The 21155-nt window shown below is 67.2% G+C and carries 18 protein-coding genes; 7 read left to right on the forward strand and 11 right to left on the reverse strand.

Going from position 1 to position 21155, the window contains the following annotated elements; genetic code table 11:
• Positions 1–85 precede the first annotated feature (85 nt).
• From QP166_RS00505 to QP166_RS00520, 4 genes are all read right to left on the reverse strand, one after another.
• Complete coding sequence (locus QP166_RS00505; protein WP_333914129.1) at positions 86–580, reverse strand: sensor histidine kinase; 495 nt, start codon at positions 578–580, stop codon at positions 86–88.
• Complete coding sequence (locus QP166_RS00510; RefSeq protein WP_333914130.1) at positions 568–1422, reverse strand: hypothetical protein; 855 nt, start codon at positions 1420–1422, stop codon at positions 568–570. Before QP166_RS00510 ends, QP166_RS00505 begins: the two co-directional genes overlap by 13 nt.
• Positions 1406–2176 (reverse strand): response regulator transcription factor, encoded by a 771-nt coding sequence (locus QP166_RS00515; protein WP_333917216.1) that lies wholly within the window; start codon positions 2174–2176, stop codon positions 1406–1408. Before QP166_RS00515 ends, QP166_RS00510 begins: the two co-directional genes overlap by 17 nt.
• Positions 2177–2266: 90 nt before the next feature.
• Positions 2267–5065, reverse strand: a complete 2799-nt coding sequence (locus QP166_RS00520; protein WP_333914131.1) for a TonB-dependent receptor — start codon at positions 5063–5065, stop codon at positions 2267–2269.
• 169 nt (positions 5066–5234) lie between these two features.
• Between QP166_RS00520 and QP166_RS00525 the strand changes: the two genes are divergently transcribed.
• The 5 genes from QP166_RS00525 (at position 5235) to QP166_RS00545 (ending at position 9757) form a co-directional block, all read left to right on the forward strand.
• Positions 5235–6794, forward strand: a complete 1560-nt coding sequence (locus QP166_RS00525) for a tryptophan halogenase family protein (RefSeq protein WP_333914132.1) — start codon at positions 5235–5237, stop codon at positions 6792–6794.
• On the forward strand, positions 6721–7200 hold the full coding sequence (locus QP166_RS00530; RefSeq protein WP_333914133.1) for a SapC family protein: 480 nt from the start codon (positions 6721–6723) through the stop codon (positions 7198–7200). The genes QP166_RS00525 and QP166_RS00530 overlap by 74 nt, the downstream gene beginning before the upstream one ends.
• Positions 7125–7496 (forward strand): SapC family protein, encoded by a 372-nt coding sequence (locus tag QP166_RS00535; RefSeq protein ID WP_443027234.1) that lies wholly within the window; start codon positions 7125–7127, stop codon positions 7494–7496. Before QP166_RS00530 ends, QP166_RS00535 begins: the two co-directional genes overlap by 76 nt.
• A gap of 85 nt (positions 7497–7581) precedes the next feature.
• Positions 7582–9093, forward strand: coding sequence for a tryptophan halogenase family protein (locus QP166_RS00540; RefSeq protein WP_333914134.1), 1512 nt, complete (start codon positions 7582–7584; stop codon positions 9091–9093).
• A complete protein-coding gene (locus QP166_RS00545) occupies positions 9071–9757 on the forward strand; it encodes a DUF6445 family protein (protein ID WP_333914135.1) in 687 nt (228 codons plus the stop codon). Before QP166_RS00540 ends, QP166_RS00545 begins: the two co-directional genes overlap by 23 nt.
• Positions 9758–9907: 150 nt before the next feature.
• Here QP166_RS00545 and QP166_RS00550 read toward each other — a convergent pair whose 3' ends face one another.
• From QP166_RS00550 to QP166_RS00565, 4 genes are all read right to left on the reverse strand, one after another.
• The gene (locus QP166_RS00550) at positions 9908–11929 is read right to left on the reverse strand and encodes a hypothetical protein (protein ID WP_333914136.1); all 2022 of its coding nucleotides are present in this window, start codon (positions 11927–11929) and stop codon (positions 9908–9910) included.
• A gap of 76 nt (positions 11930–12005) precedes the next feature.
• Entirely contained in the window at positions 12006–12203 is a 198-nt protein-coding gene (locus QP166_RS00555) for a hypothetical protein (RefSeq protein WP_333914137.1), read from the reverse strand.
• The gene (locus tag QP166_RS00560) at positions 12200–13855 is read right to left on the reverse strand and encodes a TonB-dependent receptor domain-containing protein (RefSeq protein WP_333917218.1); all 1656 of its coding nucleotides are present in this window, start codon (positions 13853–13855) and stop codon (positions 12200–12202) included. Before QP166_RS00560 ends, QP166_RS00555 begins: the two co-directional genes overlap by 4 nt.
• Positions 13856–13860: 5 nt before the next feature.
• On the reverse strand, positions 13861–14574 hold the full coding sequence (locus tag QP166_RS00565) for a Plug domain-containing protein (RefSeq protein ID WP_333914138.1): 714 nt from the start codon (positions 14572–14574) through the stop codon (positions 13861–13863).
• 793 nt (positions 14575–15367) lie between these two features.
• Between QP166_RS00565 and QP166_RS00570 the strand changes: the two genes are divergently transcribed.
• On the forward strand, positions 15368–15676 hold the full coding sequence (locus QP166_RS00570) for a hypothetical protein (protein WP_333914139.1): 309 nt from the start codon (positions 15368–15370) through the stop codon (positions 15674–15676).
• A 24-nt stretch (positions 15677–15700) separates the two neighbouring features.
• Here the strand turns inward: QP166_RS00570 and QP166_RS00575 are convergent, their stop codons facing one another.
• The 3 genes from QP166_RS00575 to QP166_RS00585 are packed head-to-tail and all read right to left on the reverse strand — an operon-like array spanning position 15701 to position 18097.
• Positions 15701–16351 carry a hypothetical protein gene (locus QP166_RS00575; protein ID WP_333914140.1) on the reverse strand — a complete coding sequence of 217 codons (651 nt, stop codon included), beginning with the start codon at positions 16349–16351 and terminating at the stop codon, positions 15701–15703.
• A complete protein-coding gene (locus QP166_RS00580) occupies positions 16348–17127 on the reverse strand; it encodes a metallophosphoesterase family protein (protein WP_333914141.1) in 780 nt (259 codons plus the stop codon). The genes QP166_RS00575 and QP166_RS00580 overlap by 4 nt, the downstream gene beginning before the upstream one ends.
• Before the next feature lie 34 nt (positions 17128–17161).
• Positions 17162–18097, reverse strand: coding sequence for a hypothetical protein (locus QP166_RS00585; protein ID WP_333914142.1), 936 nt, complete (start codon positions 18095–18097; stop codon positions 17162–17164).
• Between the two features lie 188 nt (positions 18098–18285).
• On the opposite strand from QP166_RS00585, the gene QP166_RS00590 reads away from it, so the two are divergent.
• Positions 18286–21015, forward strand: a complete 2730-nt coding sequence (locus tag QP166_RS00590; protein ID WP_333914143.1) for a glycosyl hydrolase — start codon at positions 18286–18288, stop codon at positions 21013–21015.
• Positions 21016–21155: the final 140 nt, after the last annotated feature.

Here is a 21155-nt window from a genome sequence, read left to right on the forward strand (position 1 = left end):
GGGCGCTGCAACCTTATTGCAGTGTGTTGCAGCGGCGGGGTTTCGGCAGACGTCGCGGTTTTCTGCGTCGCGGGCGACGTGGGAGTTACGCCGACAGCGGGAGCACCACGCGTGCCTGCGCGCCGGTCGGGCCATTGCCGAGCGTTACCGCGCCACCGTGCGCGGTGGCGATCGTGCGGACGATCGCGAGCCCCAGCCCGGTTCCACCGGTCATGCGGTTGCGCGAGGGATCGCCGCGCACAAACGGCTGGAACAGGTGCTCGGCGAGCGCCGGATCGATGCCCGGCCCGATATCGTCGATCGTGACCGTGACCCGCCCGTCGTCGACGGTCCAGCCGACTGTCGCGCGCTCGCCATAGCGCATCGCATTCTCGACCAGATTGGCGAACAGCCGGCGCAACGCCCCGCTGTCGCCGCGGACGATCGCGCGCGGACCGCCGGACGATTCGACCGCGGCGCCGGTGTCCTTGAGATCGTAGACGAGACTGTCGATCAGGCTGGCGAGATCGAGCCGCACCATCATCGTGGCAGCGGCATCGTCGCGGGCGAAGACGAGCGTCGCGCCGATCATCGCGCGCATCTCCTCGATGTCGGCAGCGGCCCTGGCGCGCGCCGCGTCGGGTAGCGCTTCGACGCGGAAGGCGAGGCGGGCGAGCGGCGTGCCGAGGTCGTGGGCGATGCCGGCGAGCATCGCGGTGCGCGCCTCGGCATGGCTGGCAAGCCGCCCGTGCATCGTCGACACCGCGCGCGCGAGGTCGCGGATCTCACGCGATCCGCCGGGAAGGTGGGGAGCGGGGCACCGGTGCCGGCGCGATCCGCCGCCGCGGCGAGCAGGCGCAGCGGGCGGGTGATCGCGCGCGCCAGCCACCAGCCGGGGATCGACAGCAGCAGGATCGCCGCGAGCAACGCCAGCAAGGTGCGGACATGCCAGCGCGTCAGCCACGGCCGTTGCTGGCTGCGGACCACCCACCAGCCGCCGTCCTGCCGCCAACCGAACGTCCAGTCGCCCGAGAACGCCTCGCCCTCACTGCGTCCCGGCTGGGTGAAGGCGCGCACATCGGTGGCAGGGACGCGCAGCATGGCGGCGAGCCGGGCGGCGGCCTCGACATTGGGGCGTTCGTCGGGGCGGGGGCCGGGTGGCGTGGCGAGCCGGTCGCGGTGCAACGGCACCGGCCTGTGACGGAAGCCGCCGGGTGGCAGAGCGCGATCGCCGCTCCCCGGCGGAAGGCCGCCGAAGCCGAACGGCGGCCGTTCGCCCTTCAGCGCGCGTGCGATCCCGGTGAGACTGCGCGGCGGCTCGAACGGCGGCGGCCCCGAGAAGGTGACCGTGAACGAGATGACGGCGGTGACCAGCACCGACACCACCACCAGCAAGAAGATCGGCCGGGCAAGCGGCCGGCTCCGCTCAGCGCTGCGCGACATCGGCCGCAAACATATAGCCTTCGTTGCGGACGGTGCGGATCAGTTCGTCGCCGCCGCGCCCGTCGCTGCGCGCCAGCTTGCGCCGCAGCCGGCTGACCTGCACATCGATCGCGCGGTCGAAATGCTCGGCGGTCGGTCCGCGGGCGTGGTCGAGGAGGAAGTCGCGCGTCAGCACGCGGCGCGGATGGTCGACGAAGGTCATCAGCAGCCGGAACTCGCCGTCCGACAGGTTGATGACCACCTCTTCGGGATCGAGCAATTGCCGCCCGATCGGGTCGAGCCGCCAGCCCTGGAAATGCTGCCATGGGCGCACCACCGCGCTCTGGCGGATGCCTGGCTCTGGCGCGGTTCCAGCGGCGCGGCGCAGGACCGATCGGATGCGGGCGAGCAATTCGCGCGGGCTGGCCGGCTTGGCGATATAATCGTCGGCGCCCATCTCCAGCCCGACGATCCGGTCGACCTCCTCGCCGATCACCGACATGATGATGACCGCGGGCGGCCCCGAGCGATCGAGCCCGCGCAACAGCGTCAGCCCGTCCTCGCCGGGCATCATGACGTCGAGCACCAGCAGGGCATATTCGTTCGCCGCCATCGCGCGACGCATCGCCGCGCCATCCTGGGCGACGTCGACGGTATAGCCGTGGCGGGTGAGGAACTCGGCGGTCAGCTCGCGGATGTCGGGATCGTCGTCGACGATCAACAGGCGCGCGCTGCGGTCCGTCACGTCACCGGCGTCGAGGCAGGAGAGAAGCATGAGCCGCACATCGCCCGCCGACGTATCGTGCGCGTTTCATGGTTGCAACAAAACGGGGCGGCGACAGAAATCGCCGCCCCGCCCCAGGGATCAGAACGAGAAGCGGACGCCCGCGTCGTAGCGGGGGCCGAAGTTCTGGTACGTCAACAGCTGGTTGTCGAAGCGGCCGGTGGTGAAATACTTCGCGTTGAACAGGTTGGTGCCTTCGACGAACACCTGCACGGCCGGCGTGACATTGACCGCGACGCTGCCGTCGAACTGGCCGTAATCGCGCACGAAGATCGGCTCATTGCCCGAACCGCCCGCCAGCTGGCGCAGGAAGCGCTCGCGACGGTTGTAGGCGATACGCGCCGAGATGCCGTACTTTTCGTAGAAGACGGTGCCGTTCTGCGAATTGCCGATCCCTTCCGCCGCGAACGCCTGGTCGGTCTGGTTGACGTCGAAATCGCGGTTGGTGCTGACGAAGGTCGCGTTGGCCTGCACGCCGAAGCCGCTCAGGACGCCGGGCAACCAGTCGAAGGTATGCACCAGGTTGAGTTCGAGGCCCTTGATCTTCAGCGACTGCGCGTTGCGCGGACGCCGCACGCTGAACTCGCCGAAGAACTGCCCGCCGACCTGCGAGATCAGGCCGCCGGCCGGCAGCCGGACACCCTGCGCGTTGCCCGCGTTCAGGATCGGAAGTTGTTCGATCGCGAAGCTCTGGACGATGAAGTCGCTGATCTTCTTGTAGAAGACCGCCGCCGACAACGTCGTCGTGCGGGTGGGATACCATTCGACCGAGAGGTCGGCGTTGTTGGCGCGATACGGCTTCAGCTCGGTGTTGCCGCCGCTGGCGCTGAGGGTCGCCGGGCGCAGCGTCTCCGTGTTGAAGGTCGGCGCCAGATCGCCGATCGCGGGGCGCGTCAGCGTCTGATACGCGGCCACGCGTGCCTGCAGCTTCGGCGTCAGGTTCAGGCGGACGTTCGCGTTGGGCAGGAAGTTGCTGTACGACGACTGGCGCGACACCGCGAGGCCGGACGTGCTGTCGAACACACCGACATAGATGGTCGGATCGGTCGGCGGATTGCCGCCGGTCGGGGTCAGATCGACGAGCTGCCGCTGCTGCCCGAAGGAGCTGAGTTCGGTATATTCGTAGCGCGCGCCGACGTTGACGAACAACGGCATGTTGCCGATGGTCGACTCGAAATCCATGTCGGCATAGCTGGCATAGACCGTTTCCTTGACGCGTGCCGACGGCTGCGGGCTGACGGCATAGCCGTTGGCCCGTGCATAACGCGCCGCCGTCGTGCCGGGCGCCAGCTTCTGCGCCGCGTCGAGCGCCGAAGTGGCGGCCGCGCTGGTCAGGAAGTTGAGATAGGCGCGCGGATCGAAGGTCAGGAAGGTGAGCGGCACCGACCCGCTCTTCGCGCCGAGCGAGTTCATCGTGTACGACGACAGCAGCGACGGATCGGCGAGCGTCGGATAACCGCAATAGATGCAGCCGACGTCGTCCGCCGACGTGATCGGAACGTTGTTCTTGTCACGCGTGGTGCGCGCCAGGCCGAAGCGGAACGCCTTGAGGACGCCGTCCACCGGCTTGAATTCGTTGTTCCAGCGGTACTCGGTCACCTTCTCGGTGATGTCGTTGCCGTTGACGCCGGCGATGTGGGTGCGACCCAAAGCCGGGTTGCTCAGCACGCCCGCGCCATAGCCGGAGGTCGAGCCGATCCCGCCGTCTTCCGCCTGCTGGAAGCTGTAGGACGAGGGCGAGCCGATCACTGCGAAATAGGACTTGCCGCCGCCGGCGTTCTTCGCGCGCGACCAGGTGGCGTCGAGCGTCATCTTGAACTGGTCGCTCGGCTTCCACTCCACGTTGCCGCCGGCTTCCCACGTCGTCGTCTCGCGGACCGCGCCCGACGAGATGAAGTCGGCATTGCCGTTGGTGGTCAGCGAGGTGATCGTGCGGTTCGAGTCGATCGTTGCCGCGGTGTAGCTCGACGGCTCGAACCAGCTGCCCAGCGCGCGCGTCGTCGAGTCACTCTTGAACTTGTTGTACAGGCCGTCGACCGTGAAGGTCAGCGTGTCGCTGGCCTCATATTGCGCGACCAGGGTCGCGCCGAGACGGGTGCGGACGTCGCGCGCGTTGCCGACGTCCTGGTTACGCGGCGCGTAGACGTTGGTGAACAGCGGGTTGCTGTTCGGGCCGACCGTCGTGTTGGGCAGGTAGCCACCGTTGCTGACCGAATCGACCGAGGCGATACGCTTCTGGTACGAGATCGAGCCGAGCAGGCCGAGGCGGCCGTCGGCGAACGTGTCGCTCAACAGGCCGAACAGCTGCGGCGTGAACTTCTCGCTGTTCTTCTCGTACAGCGCCTTGGCGGTGAAGATGCCCTTGAAGCCCTTCAGGTCGAGCGGGCGCGGCGTTTGAATGTTGATGGTCGCGCCGATCCCGCCGCTCTGCAACGGCGCCTGCGCGCTCTTGTAGACCTGTGCACCGCTGATCAGCTCGGCCGGGATGAGGTCGAACGAGAAGGAGCGGTTGAAATTGTCCGAGGCGAAGCTGCGGCCGTTGAACAGCACGGTGTTGAACTGCGGGCCCAGGCCGCGGACGGTGACCGACTGACCTTCGCCGTTGTTGCGGTCGATCGCGACGCCGGGAATGCGTTGCAGCGACTCGGCGACGTTGGCGTCCGGGAACTTGCCGAGGTCTTCGGAGGAGATGGCGTCGAGGATGCCGGAGGAGTCACGCTTCTGGGCAGCCGAAGAGGCGATGCTGGCGCGGATACCGGTGACGACGATGTCGTCGGCGGCGGGGTCGCCCGACGTCGCGATGCCGGTGCCCTGCGGAGGTACGCTTTCCTGCGCCAATGCCGGGGTGGCGACGATCAGCGCACCGATGGCACAACCCATACCTGCCGTGATATGCCGCAAGCCACGCACATGCTGGTGCCGTAACGTCATCCTCATCCTCCCATGCCCCGCCTTGAATCTGCGGGTTCGTGTTGAACTCTAGTAATATTATCAGACACCGGCAATATAGATGTTAAACGTTTACACGCTTGACGGCGGGGAGAGGGAAATGGGCAACACTGCCGATGGCGCAGACCATCCGGTGCGGCGGATCGTCGTTGTCGGGGGCGGCTCGGCGGGATGGATCTCGGCCTGTCGAGTGGCCGCGGCGACGCGTCGGAGCGGCAGCGACGTGACCGTGACGCTGGTGGAGTCAGCGCATGTGCCGACCGTCGGGGTCGGCGAGGGCACCTGGCCGACGATGCGCAACACGCTCGCCAAGATCGGCCTGTCGGAAACCGCCTTCGTGCGTGGCTGCGATGCCGCATTCAAACAGGGTGCGCGTTTCGTCGGCTGGGCGGACGGCGGCGCGGGCGACGCTTACTATCATCCGCTCAACCCGCCGGCGGGCGCGACCGAGGTCGATCTCGCTCCGTATTGGCAGCAGCAGCCGGGCGGCGCGGACTTCGCCGAATGGGCCGACTTCCAGGCGACGCTGTGCGACGCGGGGCGCGCGCCCAAGGCAATCACCATGCCCGAATATGCCGGGCAGGCGAATTACGCCTACCACCTCGACGCCGGCAAGTTCGCCACCCTGTTGCACGATCATGCCACCGCCGCGCTCGGGGTCACGCATGTCGTCGGCGACATCGTGCGCGCCGAGATGGCGGCCAATGGCGACATTGCGGGCGTGGTACTGGCGGATGGAAGGACGATCGCGGGTGACCTGTTCGTCGACTGTTCGGGCTTCGCCGCGCTGCTGATCGGTGGCGTCTACGACGTGCCCTTCCGCTCGTGCCGCGACGTGATGTTCGCCGATCGAGCGGTGGCGATGCAGGTGCCGTATGACGATCCCGACGACCCCGTTACCTGCCATACGATCGCCACCGCGCAGTCCGCGGGCTGGATCTGGGACATCGGGCTGTGGACGCGTCGCGGGATCGGCCATGTCTATAGCAGCGCGCACCAGAGCGACGATGCCGCGGAGGCGGCGTTGCGCCGCTACATCGGGCCGGCGGCGGAGAAACTGTCGGCACGGGTGCTGCGCATCGACGCCGGGCATCGCGAACGCTTCTGGCAGAACAATTGCGTTGCCGTCGGGCTGTCGGCGGGGTTCGTCGAGCCGCTGGAGGCGTCGGCGCTGATGCTGATCGAGGCGTCGATGGACGCGATCGCCGACCGGTTGCCGCGCACGCGCAGCGCGATCGACATCGCCGCACGTCAGTTCAACGCCGCCTTCACGCATCATTGGGCGCGGATCGTCGAGTTCCTCAAGCTGCATTATGCGATCACGCGGCGCACCGACAGCGCGTTCTGGCGCGACCATGCCGATCCGGCGACCTGGCCCGACGGGCTTGCGGAGCGGCTGGCGCTCTGGCGCGACCATTCGCCCGCACCGCAGGATTTCGACCATGCGCGTGAGGTGTTCGGCTGGCCGAGCTATCAATATGTGCTGCACGGCATGAACTATCCGACCCGCTATTCGCACGCCGGTGCGGCCCCCGAGGCGGCACTCGTGCAACGCTGGATCACGCGCAACGAGCGGATGCGCGCCGATGCGATGCAGCGACTGCCGAAGCATCGCGACCTGCTGCGCGCGGTGCGCGAACACGGGATGCAGGCGATATGACGCGGTTGCGTGCGCTCGACCCCCGCGCCACGGCGCGCTGCGTCTCGATCGGACGCGCGGCGCGGCGCAGCGGCGGCTGGTGCCGGTCGGTCGCGGCGAGATCGCGGCGCTGGCGGCGGACATGCCGCTGCTGTTCGCCAAGGACGCGCAGACCGGGGCGTTCGAGCTGGTCGCGCTGGTCGGGCTGATCGAGCCCGCCAACCTTTTCGTCTCGGTGGCCGGGTATCACGCCACGAGCCAGCCGCGTGCCGCCGGGCTTACCGCGCTGCGGCTCGATGCGGCGGGCGCGGGGGGCTGGCGGTCGATGAGGCCGACGGGTCGCTGGGCGACATCGGAGAGCCGCTGTTCGCAGACGATGGTGTCGGGCCGTGGCGCGAGGCGCTGGAGACGACGCTCGCCGATGTGACCGCGGGGCGGGCGCTGGCGGAAAGCTATGCGCGCCGTGGGCTGCTGCGGCCCTTGTCGGTGACGCTGTCGATGGCCGACGGGCAGGATCATGCGCTGGACGGCCTATACGCGATCGCGGAGGAAGCGCTGGCCGCGCTGGCGGACGCCGAGGTGGTGGCGATGCACCGCGCCGATGAGCTTGCGCCCGCCGCGGTGGTGACCGCGTCGCTCGCGCAGACGGAGCGGTTGCGACAATTGCATAACGCGCGCTTCGCGCAGCAGATCGCGGCGATCCGGCTGGCGATCGGCGACTGAGCGGCTGGCGTGCGCGGATCGCGACCTCCAGCGCGGGCCAGATGCGAAGTCCCGATGCCGCTGCTCTTGTGGTAGAGCGACGGCGATGACGCAGGGCGATCCGAGCACAGCGCCGCGGCGCGTTCGACATGTCGTGATCCTGGGCGGCGGCACGGCCGGCTGGATGACCGCCGCCGGGCTGAATGCGGCGTTCGGCGACACGGTGTCGATCCGCCTGCTCGAGTCCGATGCGATCGGGACGGTGGGGGTCGGTGAGGCGACGATCCCGACGATCCACTGGTTCAACCAGTTGATCGGGCTGGACGAAGCGGCGTTCGTTGCCGCGACGCAGGCAAGCTACAAATTGGGGATCGAGTTCGTCGACTGGGCGCGGCCCGGGTCGCGCTATTTCCATCCGTTCGGGCGGTTCGGTGTCGATCTCGGGCCAGTGCCGTTTCATCAGCACTGGCTGCGCGCGCGCGCCGATGGGCTGGAGGCGCCCTTGTCGGCCTATTCGCTCGCGGCGCAACTCGCGGCGGCGGGGCGGTTCGCCAAGCCCGTCGACGATCCGCGCTCGATCCTTTCGACGCTCGGCTATGCCTATCATTTCGACGCGTCGTTGTACGCGCGGCATCTGCGGACGATCGCGGAAGCGCGCGGGGTGGTGCGGTACGAAGGCGTCGCGCGCGACGTCGAGCGCGACCCGACGAGCGGCTTCGTGACCGCGATCACCACCGACCGTGGAGAGCGGCTGGAGGGGGAGCTGTTCGTCGATTGCTCGGGCTTTCGCGCGCTCCTGATCGGCGGCGCGATGGGCGCGGCGTTCGAGGATTGGTCGCACTGGCTGCCGTGCGACCGGGCGGTGGCGGTGCCGTGCGCGCGCGTGGCGGCGACGACGCCGTTCACACGCTCGACGGTGCGTGCCGCAGGGTGGCAATGGCGGATCCCGCTCCAGCATCGCACTGGCAATGGCTATGTCTACGCCGGCGCGCATCTGAGCGACGACGGGGCGGCGGCGACGTTGCTCGACAATCTCGATGGCGAGGCGCTCGGCGATCCGCGCTTCCTGCGCTTTACCGCGGGGTTCCGGCGCGAGGCGTGGCGCGGCAACGTGGTCGGCATCGGGCTGGCCGCGGGGTTTCTGGAGCCGCTGGAATCCACCAGCATCCACTTGATCCAAAGCGGGATCGCCAAGCTGATCACGCTGTTTCCCGATGCGGATTGCGATCCGGCGCTGGCCCGGCGGTTCAACACGCTGTTCGGTCGCGACATGGATGGGATCCGCGACTTCCTGATCCTGCATTACCATGCCACCGCCGGGCACGATGCGCCGCTGTGGCGCGCCGCGCGGGCGATGCCGCTGCCCGAGACGCTGGTCGAGAAAGAAGCGCAATATCGGCGCAGCGGCCGGTTGATGCTCGACGCGGACGAGCTGTTCCGCGAGGCGAGCTGGCTTGCCGAGCTGGAGGGGCAGGGGGTGCACGCGACCACATATGCCCCGCTGGCCGGCACGCTGGACGCCACGACGAACCGCCGCCAGCTCGATCAGATCGCGGGCGTGATCGCGCGCGCGGTGCCGACGCTGCCGCTCCACGATGCCGTGCTGGCTGCGCGATGACGCGCCGCGTCAGCGTGCGTCGCGTTGGATCGGAGGGGAGCCGGTCGCGATCATCGACGGCTTCGCCGACGATCCGGGCGCGTGGCGTAGCGTCGCGGCGCAACAGGCGTTCGCACCCGCCGGTCGGCACTATCCGGGCATCGCCGCCGCCGTGCCCGACGATTACCTGCGGCAGCACGGCGCGTTGATCGCGCGGGTCGCGCGCGAGGTGTTCGGTGCCACGCGCCTGTCGGTGCTGGAGGCGCGGTTTTCGATCGTGAACACCGCGCCGGCCGCGCTGACCATCGAGCAGCGGCTGCCGCATGTCGACGCGTTCGAGGCGGGGCGGCTCGCGTTGATCCACTATCTGGTTCCCGCCGGCACCGACGGAACCGCCTTCTACCGACATCGCACGACCGGATTCGAGACGGTCGGCACGACCCGCCGCGAGGGGTATTTCACCGCGCTGCGCCGCGAGATCGCCGACGCCCCGCCGCCGGGGGCGTATGTCGCTGGCGATACCCCGTTGTTCGAGCAGCTCGCCAGCCTTCCCGGCAGCTATAATCGCGCCTTGCTCTATCGCAGCCGGCTGCTCCACTCCGGGGCGATCCCGCCGGGGGCGGTGTTGCCGTCCGATCCGGTGACCGGGCGGCTGACGGTCACCGGCTTCTTCGCGGCGGAATAGAGATCGTCGCGGCAACGTGATCCGTCAACGCCGACCCAGATGGGGGACGCTAACGATGTGCGTCGCGCTTCATCTCCCCAGCCTTCGCACCTGGGCCCCGGTCTTCGCCGGGGTACAGATAGCGGTGCATAAACCCGGCTGGATCAAACCCTAATGGTCCTTCGGCGGCTGGACCGCGAGGTAGACGGTGCTCCACAATTGCGCGGCGTTCGATTCGTCGACGTCGGACTTGCCGGCGCCGAACGCGACGATGCGGTAGCCGTTGTCGCGATACGCCCATGACCAGAGTTCCGAGCCGCGGATCGCCTTGCCCGCGCCGATCGCGCGCCACAGCGCCGCCTGCGCCGTCCGCAGCCGCGCGCGCGTCGATGCCGGCAGGTCGCTGCGCGCCAGTTGCCGCGCCAGTCCAGCGGCCAGCAGCGCCTGCTGCCACGACCAGACCACCGTGCCGTGATAGGCAGCGGGGGTGAAGCGCGCCTGCACCGCGGCATCGGCGTAAGCCGGATTGGCGACGAGCAGCCCGATGTCGGTCATCAACCCGGCCGGGAACGGGCGCATGATCGCGCCGACATAGGTGTCGAGGTCGCCGGCATCCGGGCGCCCGAACAGCAAGGCGAACCCTTCGTCGGAATTGACGATCTTCACCGGCGTGCCGCCTCGGTCGAGCGACAGCGCGTGGAAGACGACCGGCGCGCGCCCGATCGCCGCCAGCGCCGGGGCAGCGGGGACGCCCAGCGTCGCGGCATAGCGGCGCACGTCGTCGATCGCGGTGGCGGCGGGAATGGCGACGCGGAACAGCGGCGGCGCGCGGGTCTGCCACACCTGTGCGATCGTGCCGGCCGTGCCGAACGCCCGCCGGTCTGCGGCGGTCAGATACGGATCGAGCAGGCCGGCCCGTAGCAGGCGATCGGCGGCGGCGACCGCGGCCGGGACCAGCGCGGCGTTGACGTCATAGGCGTAGATGCCGCGACCGAGCCCTTCCTCGCTGTCGCGCCACTCGCCGGTCATCCGCCCGGGCTTGATCGCGACGAGATTGCGGGGTGACGGCGCATCCGCGAACGGCCTGGCTTGCGCGAGCACGAACCGCAGGTTGCGGACCAGCGCCGCGCCGGTCGCTTCGCGCTGTCCCGGAACGCGCTCGCTGGCGATCGGTGTCGCGAGATAGGCGGCAGCGCGCGAGGCACCAGCGCCGAGCAGGTAATCGGCGGCGACCGGCGCGAGCATATAGTCGTCGTCGACCATGCCATAGTCCAGCTCGGCGGCGTCGCCGTCGCGCCCGGCCTTGCGATTGGCGACGATCGCATATTCGCCGATCCCTTCCTCATGCGCCACCTCGCCCTCGGGCGAGAGGCGCGCGATGACGGCGTTGAGACCGGACTCGATCGCGACCGACCGTAGCGCCGGCATCAGTAGCCGCACCGACATCAGCGTGTCGCGCCCGAAATAGGTATCGAAGCGCCACGAGCCGGCGAGGAACTTCTCGCGGTAGCTGAGGAAGGCGAGCGCCTGTCGCGCGGCGGGATCCGCGGCGGCGCGATCGTTGAGCAATTGCCCGACCGGGATCGGGGTCAGCGGCCGTTCGCCGGTCAGCGCCGTGATCGCGAGCCGGATGCGACCGGTGCGATCCGCGACGATCGCGCCGCGGTCGATCCGCCCGGCGAGGACGCGCAACGACAATTCGTAACCGGGCGCTCCGTCGAGGCGCGGGCGTCGCCACGTCATTGTATCGCCGCTGACGATCGGATCGGTCGCTACCTCGCGGGGGAATGTGCCGACCGCCTGATAGTCGCGCAGGAAGCGGATGTTCGACAGCACCGCCGGTTGTGGTTCGAGCCGCGGCGCGGTGACGCTCGCGATTGCGGTGACGCCGTGGAACGTTCCGCGCGTCAGCGGCTGCGGCGGTTGATCGAGCCGCCACGTCACCGAGGGGGCCGTCTTCCCGAACCACAAGCCGACGCCGCTGTTGCCAGCGGGGAAGCCGATCAGAATGCGCGGCTGCGTGCCGTTGCGCAGCAGCAGGTGCGCGGCGACCGGCCCCTCACGCACGAAGGCGTTGAGGTTCTCGCCTTCGGTTAGTTGATAGGCGAGTTCCGGTCGCTTGCTCGCCGGGCCTGCCGCGCCGACCAGAAGCGCCGATGCCACGATCATTGCCGTACGCGCGTGCATGTTCATCCTGTCTCTCCGTCACGCAAAAGGGGCGGACGGGCATCGCCGCGCCCGTCGCCCCTCGACACCCGGTTAGCGGCGGTCAGAACCGGACCGTCAACGATCCCCCATAGGTCGTGCCGGGGATCCCGCGGGCGTAGAAATAGCCGTTGGTGATCGCCTGCGTCTGGCCCTGCCGCGGATTGCCCTCGGTCAGGCCGATGACGTTGAAGATGTTGTCGGCGTTGAAATTGGCCTGGATATGGTCGTTGACGTTCACGGTGATGCCCGCGCTGGTCACGCCATAGCTGGGCAGCGCGACGCCGTTGCCCGCATCGGCGAAGATGCGGCCGACATATTTGTAGCGACCGTAGATCTCGCCGAGCCCGTTGGGCAGCTTGATCGCCGGGGTGACTGTGAACAGCCGCGCGGGGTGCGCTCTGGACGGTTGCCCTCGTAGCCCGCGCCCTGGCTGACGCCGTCGAGCTGGAGGTCGAGCAGCTTGGGCTGCTGCAACACACCCTGCAGATCGACCGAGAACCAGGTGATCGGCCGGATCGCGAGATCCAGCTCGATCCCGCGCGTGCGCAGGTCGGCGTTGATGTTCTGCTGCTGCGACGGGTTCTCGGGATTGGCGAAATTGTAGTTCTGGTTGCGGAAGTTGGTCTGGAAGACCGTCGCCGAACCGCTGATGATGTTGCCGCGTTGATAGCGGATGCCCGCCTCGTACAGCTCGATCGTCGTGATCGGATCGATGTTGTTGGTCTGGAAGCCGTCGGCGTAGCGCGCATAGACCGCGAAGTTCGGAGTGAATTGATAGTTTGCGCCGACCGAATAGGCCGCCTTCGACTGCGTACGCCGCCCGAAACGGTCGGTCCGGCTGGGGTTGGCGGGCGCATAGAGGCCGTTGAACGACGAGCCGACGTCACGCACGACCCCGGCCACGCCCGGCTGCACCGCCTGGTTGACGGCGAGCGATTGCCCGTCGAGCGCGGTCGCGGTGTCGCTTTCCCAGCGAATGCCGCCGTCGATACGCAGGTCGCCGATCGCCAGCTCATCGTTGAGGTAGAGCGAGAAGGCCGAATCCTTGCGCTTGCGGATCCCCGCGCCCCAATCGCCATAAGAGACGAGGCCGTTGTCCGTCAGCGTACCGATCACGCCATTGGCACTATCGAGCGCGACGATGTCATAGATGTCGCTGTTGCTGCGAACGTCGTTGACGACGCTGGCGGTCGCCGACTGGTCCTGATTGCGCGTGACGTCGTAGTACATCGCACCGACGGTCAGCGAGTTCTTGAACCCGCCGCCCTCATAGTCCCAGGTGCCACCGGCGTTGATGCCGTAATCCTTGCCGTCGACGCGGTCGTGGTTCAGCGTCGTGCGTTGCAGGAAGCCGTTGCCGTTGAGCGCGTTCAGCGCGGCGGTCTGGTTGGAGCCCAGCACCGCGCCCGTACGCAGGTTGCGGATGCCGAAGCGCGCCGCGGTCGGGAAGGCCGCACTGCCGAGCGTCAGCAGGCCGTTGATCGGTGAATTGCTGCCCGGCGTGAGATAATTGACCGCGCTGGTCAGCCCGGCGTTGCCTGTCCCCGATCCGGGGAACAGGCCGTTGAAGTCGTACGAATATTTGATGTAGCGGCTGTGCAGGAATAGGCGCAGGCTGTCGCTGACCGGCGCCTCCATGTCGATGCGCGCCTCGGCGTTCTTCGAGGTGATGCCATCCTCGTACCGGAACGGGCGGAAGCCGCTGGGATGGGCGAAGGTCGATACCGGCACCTGGATGTTGCGGAACGCGTCGCCGCCGACGTTGCCGAACTGCGTGTCGAGGCTCGGTATGCCGCCGGGCTTGCCGTTCGAATAAAGATACGGCTGGTCGGCATAATAAGCGTTTTCGAGATTGCCGTATTTGGCCGACAGACGAATGTAACCGCCTGCCTCCGGACGATATTCCAGCATCCCCTTCACACGCCCGCCCTTATAGTCGAACGGATTGTCGCGGATGCCGGGGCTCGACTGATAATAGCCGCCGACGCTGAAGGCGAGCTTGTCGGTGAGCGGGCGGACAGATAGAGGTCGCCGCGCTTCATGCCGTAATTATAATAGGTCGCCCGGCCGATCGCCTCGATCCGATCGAAGTTCGGCGTCTTGGACACGAAGTTGATCGTCGCACCGGCGCCGTTGACGGTCAGCACGCCCGACGAACCGCCCTTTACCGCCTCAAGGCGGTCGATGGTCAGGTCTTGGTCGAAGAAGAAGTCCGCACCGCCACCGCCGTAGAGGATCGGCATGCCGTCTTCCTGCAACTGTACGAAGCGCTGACCGCCGCCCTGCAAGCCGCGCACCGAGTAATTGTTCGAGACCGCACCGGCGGTGCCTTCGACGAAGATGCCGGGCACGAGTTCGAGCATTTCGGCGGTCGAACGCGGCGCCTTGCGATCGATCAGGTCGCGCGAGGCGAGCGTGATGTCGGCCGATGCGGTGATCAGCGGACGGTTGCGGGTGGTCTGACCGGTGACGATGATGTCGGGGCCGGGTTCGTCGGCGGTGACGCCATTGCCTTGCTGCGGATCGCTTTGCTGCTGCTCCGGTGTGGTGGCGGTCTGCGCATAGGCGGGCAGCGACAGGGTTGCACAGCCAGCCAACAGCAAAGCGCGGAGCGCGCGGCGATCAGACATAATACTCTCCCCAATCACGTCGGCCGTTGCAAGGACGACTGGGGGCGCTTGATAAAGGTAATGTGCATCAAGGCCAATGGCGACGGCGGCATCATTGGCCTACTTGGGAAGGAGAGTGATAAATTGGCAACTGCCGTTGTGGTCCAAAAGAAAGGCCGGAATGACGCTCGAAAGGTATGCCAATGAATTCAAAGCTGTTTACTGGTTACTGCTGCACTTGCGAAGTGAAACGGGTGTGCTGATCGTAACGACCCGTGGCCTCCGGCCGGGGCTGGCGCGGCTAACACTCCACACTCGTGCCTCGCGCTGCGCTTTTTCTGCCGAGCCGCGCCGTGCGGGTGTTTTCGGAAGTGCATACAAGAGTTTGCGCTTATGCGGTCGAGGCGGGGTGGCACCCGGCGGGGCGATCGGCTCCCCATGAACAAAGCGCCTGCGCCCGACGTTTCGGTGCCGTCCCAATGGAGGGACGATATTCGAGTGAAAGGATGTCGCTGGTCAGGTCGTACGTTGAAGGAACACCGTCCGAGGTACGCCGATCGATGATGTCGGCGGATGATCCGTGGCGGCGCACCCAGACGGACGATGCGCGTAGGGCAGGCCGAGAGGTGGTGGGGCAGTCGGTGATCAGCAGTGCCGCCGGGCGCGGCGCTCCTGCGGGCAACCACTCTGCTCTTGACTCGGCGCCGGCAGCGCACGACCCAAGCGGCGGCTGAGCGCTCGCACAGGAAAGTCGCCGATGGGCTTGTTACGAATATTCTGTCTGATTTCGGTGGCCGTAGCAATAATCGTCGGCGTGTCGGCGTATATCAACGACTTGCCGATCGTCGCGCTTGTCCCGATGTGCTTCGGCGTGCTGGCCATGATCGTCGTCCTGCCGTTTCCGGCGCTGGAGCGTGTCAGGCGAAGCCGGGTGAAGGTGGCCTGCATCTTCTATACTGCGGCGACAGCGCTTTCGTGTGTGATCGCCAACGTCATGCAGCTGACCGTCGCCAATTTGCTGCTGACGATCGTACCCTTGAGCGGGGTCATCCTGTCGATCTGGGCGCTCAAGACGTGGAACCGGCGGAGAAAGGTCGGCTTTTCCGATTATTACGATAGTTGAGCGGGCGACTGTGCCGGTTCGGGACTACCACTCGCGCCGCAAGGCACGGATCGCCGCCACGCTTTCGCGCCTCGCCTGCGCCGCCTGACGGTCCGGTCCGACGTCTTCGCGTGTTGTCGGTGCGGCGATGGTGTCGGCACGCGCCGATTGCACCGGCGGAGCGATGTTCTGCGCAAGGTCGACCGGCTGGCTGATGTCAGGTTCTCTCTGCGCTTTCACAACGGCCGGCGGTGTGATCGTCTCGACGGACGCGACTTTTCGCGGTTGCGATCGAGCCTTGTGATATTTGCCGGTGCGGCTCGCATAAGCAGTGGCCCGGCGCGGCCTCGGGAGCGCTTCACGCGCGACCTCAGGCTCCGCGGTGGCGACGGCGGTCATGGTTTCGGAGGAAGCCGGCGCTGCTTCTTGCGCCGCAATCGCCGGCGCAGGCGCAGGCGCGGCTTCGACCATTGCGGGGGTGCGCGGCTGGTACATCAGAAAGGCGGTGGTCCCCAGCATCGCGAGGAATAACGACACGCCGATCGTCGCCGATGCCGCCGGTGATCTGAGTGCCTTCGCCAAGCCGGCGCGTCGACGACCGGACGAGAAGGCGTCGATGCCGTCGGGCCCGCGCAATATCGCCGCCAGATCGGCGTTCAGCCGTTCATCGTCGAAGGCGCGGAGACGAGCCATCATCGTTCGCCCGGGAAGATCGTCGTCGGCAGCGGCATGGCATCCTCGTGTTCGGCTGTATCCATAAACCAGACATCGCCGTTCTCGATCCCTACCGCGGTCAACCGGCCGGTGCGAAAGGCGCCGGTGTCGATGCCGATGCGGTTCGAGCGCACCTCCGGACCGGCTTCGCTGATCGAATGTCCGTGCACCACCGTCATGCCATGATCGATATCGGACGCGAGGAAATCGTCGGTGATCCACAGCAGGTCGGCGGGTTGCTGGTGCGCGAGCGCGACATCGGGGCGAATGCCGGCGTGGACGAAGAGGAAATCGTCGTGGCGATGATGGAGCGGCAATTGGTCGAGCCACGCCAGCACGTCCGGGCCGACGATCTGGGCGGCAAGGCGCAGGTCGGACCGGGTCGCGTCGGCGGTGACGGCGGCGGGATCGACACCCCAGCCGAGCAGCGTCTCGCGCCCGCCGAATTCCAGCCACGCGCGATAAGTTTTTAAATCGCCGTCCAGCGCCTGTACCATCATCTCTTCGTGATTGCCCTTCAGGACCATGAAGCGGTCGCTTGCGGCGGTGAGCTTCATGCACCCGTGCACCATGCCGGCGCCATCGGGTCCGCGATCGATGATATCGCCCAGCAGGATGATCTTGGTCGGGACCGCCGCCCTGCATTCCTGATCGCGGCCGATGCGCGCGATCAGTTCGCCGAACAGATCGAGGCGGCCATGGACGTCGCCGATGGCGTAGATCCGCTCGCGCGCCTCTTCATGGTGGTCGGGTTGCATGGCCGTCAGTCGCTCTTGCCGGTTCCGGCGTACACTACATGCCGGAACGCGGGCCGAGCCCGATCGACAGTGACGCTCCGCCCGAGATTGCCGCCGCCCCGCGCGACAGCCCGGTGGTGACGAAGCCGGTCAGGCGCAGCGGCGTTCCCGCGAGCCGTTGCGACGCGCCCGCGAACAGCTCGTGCGCCGCGGAGACCTGACGCGTGGCGGCGCTCGAATAATGATAGGAGGCGACGAGGAATGCCTCGCGTCCCAGGGCGACCGACGCGCCTGTCGAGGCGGCCGGGCCATTGCGCAGCACATAGGCGTTCGTGTCGCCCAGGAAGCGGTACGTGAACGAGGCGAAGGGCGTCACAGTGCCGAGCGGCAAGGAGACGTCGGCGCCTACGGCATAATCGTTTGCGCCGCTGGACAGGCCGCTGCTGCGGCTCGCGGTGTTGATCTTCGCGCGCCCGGACAGCTCGACTTCCACCGGCGAACCCGCGGGTGCGATCGTATAGGCCGCCCCGAGCGTCAGGTCGCCGAACCCGTCGACCGTCCGCTTCGTCGCGGACGTATTGGCCGCGACCAGCACCGGCGTGGCGTCGATGCCGGTGACGATCGTCGATCGGCTGCGAATCTGCATCCACGGCAACGAGGCGGAAAGCGTCAGGTTGTTGAAGTGCGCCCGCGCGCTGACCGCGGAACTCCAGATGGTCGTGGTGGAGTTGGTGCCGAACTTGCCAGCGCCGTACAGCGTGCCCAGCGACAGATCGAGGCGCGTATCGTCGCCGCTGAGCCGCTCCATCGCTTGCGGGACGCTGCTCGCCGATACGGTCGCCGTCGCGCTCGAGGGAGAGATCGCCGGGCCGCCGTCGAAACTGGCGCGTTGCAGCGAGGGGCGATCGTCGGATGCGCGATCCTGCGCGAACGCCGGAAGCGCGAAGAGGCTGGTCAGTGCGACTGCCCCGCATAACGTCGTGTTCCTCATGCCACCTCCTCGTTGCTACGGCAGCATGACCATCGCGACAGCCTGCGTGCCTCGTGCAGCAGGATACACCTAAACGTCCGTTTTCGCTTGGGTATCCGTCTGCGACGTTGCCGGGTCGGGGTGGCAAAATTCAAGGGATTTCAACGATTGCGCCCTAGCCGCGGTGATCCTGTTTTTGAGGATCCTCCATGCTGCGTGCCGACATCATCGACCACCCCGAGAAGATCGGCATCGGTACCTACCCTATCTATGGTCTCGACGCGATGATCGGCGGTGTCGATGCGTTGCATGCCGCCTGGTTCTACACCTGGGCCGCGTTCCTGCCGCGCGAGGCGGTGTCGGGCTGGTCGATTGGGGCAGCCGCGGCGCTGGCGGGTGATGGTGGCGACCGGGAACTGCGGCTGGACGGCGGCGCCGACGGCTGGGCGATACAGGACATCGGGATCGCGGGCGACCAATCGCTGACGCTGCGCTTCGCCGCGACGGGGGCGAGCGGCAGCGGCGGGATCGTCCTCGACTATCTCGACGCCAGCGGGCGGGTCGTCGGCGGGTCGTACGTGCCGATCGACAGCGCAGGCGGCAGCTTCACCCTCGACGCGATCACCCCGGCTGGCACGACCAGCGCCAGGTTGATCGCTTATGCCGACGCGGGTGGCGGCTTTGCGCTCGACGACGTCTCGGTCCGTGTCGGTGCCGTAGAATTGCTCAAGAACGGCGATTTCGATCGGCAGGCGCCGACGACGGCGACGACCGCGGACTTCGTGCCGATGGTCTGGGGCGCCGCGGATATGATGCGGCTCGCCGAGGTTGCCGCGACCGCTTCGCCCGTGCTGCTGACGTTCAACGAGCCCGACGATCGGCATCAGGCCAATATGTCGGTCGAGCAGGCGCTGAAATTCTGGCCGGCGCTGATGGAGACCGGCAAGCGGCTCGGCTCGCCTGCGACCACGATCAACGGTGCGCTGGGCGAGAAGAGCTGGCTCGGGCGGTTCATGGCCGGGGCGGAAGACGCCGGCTACCGCGTCGACTTCGTCGCGGTGCATTATTATTCGGCGGACCCGAGCGTGACGGCGTTTCGCACCTTCCTGGAAAACGTCCATGCCGCTTATGGCAAGCCGGTGTGGGTGACCGAATGGTCGCTGGCGGACTGGACCAACGAGGGGCGTTTCAGCGCCGAGCAGCAACAGGCGTTCTTTGTCGCGGCGACCCGAATGATGGACGATCTGTCGTTCGTCGAGCGCCAGTCGTGGTTCGCGGCCTATGAAGGGCTGGACCAATGGGATCTCAACACCGGCCTGCTCAATGCCGACGGATCGCTGACCGCATTGGGCGAACAGTTCGTCGGCCTTGCCGCCGCAGCGCCAGCTGCGGCGATCCCGCAGACATTGATCGGCACCGCCGCGAACGACTCGCTGACCGGAGGCGACGGTGACGACTGGCTGGATGGCGGCGCGGGCAACAATAGGCTGATCGGCGGCCTCGGCGACGACGTCTATGTCGTCGACCAGAGCGGCGATGTGGTGATCGAGCTTCCGGGTGAAGGCCATGACACGATCCGTACGTCGCTGCGGCAATTCAGCCTCGCGGCGCGCGGCGAAGCGGTCGAGGACCTGATCTACACCGGCGCCGGCAGCTTCATCGGGACGGGCAATGCGCTCGACAACACGATCACGGGCGGCGCAGGCGCGGACATTCTCGATGGCGGGGCGGGTAACGACGTGTTGCGCGGCGGTGCCGGCAACGACGTCTATTATGTCGACAGCACCGCCGATCAGGTGATCGAGAACGAGGACGAGGGTGCCGACAAGGTGATTTCGACCGTCAGCTTCGCGCTGGATGCGCATATCGAGAAGCTGACGCTCGTGACGGCGGCGGGCTTCGTGCGCGGCGACGGCAACGCGCTTTCCAACATTATCACCGGGAGCGCCACGGCAGCCAACGAGTTGCACGGCGGCGGTGGCAACGATCGGCTCGACGGCGGATCGCTGGCCGACTGGCTGTATGGCGACGCGGGCAACGATGATCTGCGCGGCGGCGATGGCGACGACATGCTGTTCGGCGGCGACGGTAACGACAAATTGTACGGCGATGACGGCATGGACCTGCTGTTCGGCGAGGACAGTGCCGATCTCCTTTATGGCGGGGCGGGTGACGATCGGCTCGACGGCGGGAAGGGTAGCGACAAGCTGTATGGCGGCGAGGGCAACGACCTGCTCGATGGCGGCGATGACAATGATCTGCTCGACGGCGGCGCGGGCTCAGACGTGATGATCGGCGGCGCGGGCAACGACACCTATATCGTCGACGACAGCCGCGATCAGGTCGTCGAATTTGCAGGCGGCGGAACGGACACCGTCAAGGCATCGGGCAGCTTCACGCTTGCCGACGAGGTCGAGAACCTGCTGTTCGACAGTGCGACAGGCGTCATCGGCATCGGAAACGCGCTTGCCAACCGGATCGTCGGATCGGACGGCGGTGACCAGCTCTTCGGGATGGCGGGCAACGACACGATCTACGGCGGAGCCGGTGACGACACGCTCGACGGGGGCGAGGGTGCGGACGTGTTGTCGGGCGGGCTGGGCGCGAACACGCTGATCGGCGGCGCCGGCGCGGACAAGTTCGTCTTCGCGAGCCTCGCCGAAACGATCGGCGACCGGATCGTCGACTTCAGCCATGCGGAGCGTGATCGTATCGACCTGTCGCAGATCGACGCGATCGCCGGCACCGCCAGGAACGATGCGTTCCGTTTCATCGGCAGCGCTGAGTTCGGCCATATCGCGGGTGAACTCCGCGCCGCGGCGCTGGGCGATGGCTGGATCGTGCAGGGTGACGTCGACGGAGATGGCACCGCCGACCTGACGATCGCACTTGTCACCATCGGTTCGGCGGCGCTGGTCGGGTCGGACTTCATACTCTGAACCCCGCGCTTTGACTGAAAATGGGACACTTCGCGCCGCCGATCTCTTCGAAACGAAGAGACTCGGTTCAGCTAACATGCTCTAAATCTGTCATAATTCAGGGGCTGGCGGATGTGGGCTAACGCGCTTGCATTGGCCGC

It is taken from the genome of Sphingomonas sp. LR60, assembly GCF_036855935.1.
Lineage (GTDB): Bacteria > Pseudomonadota > Alphaproteobacteria > Sphingomonadales > Sphingomonadaceae > Sphingomonas.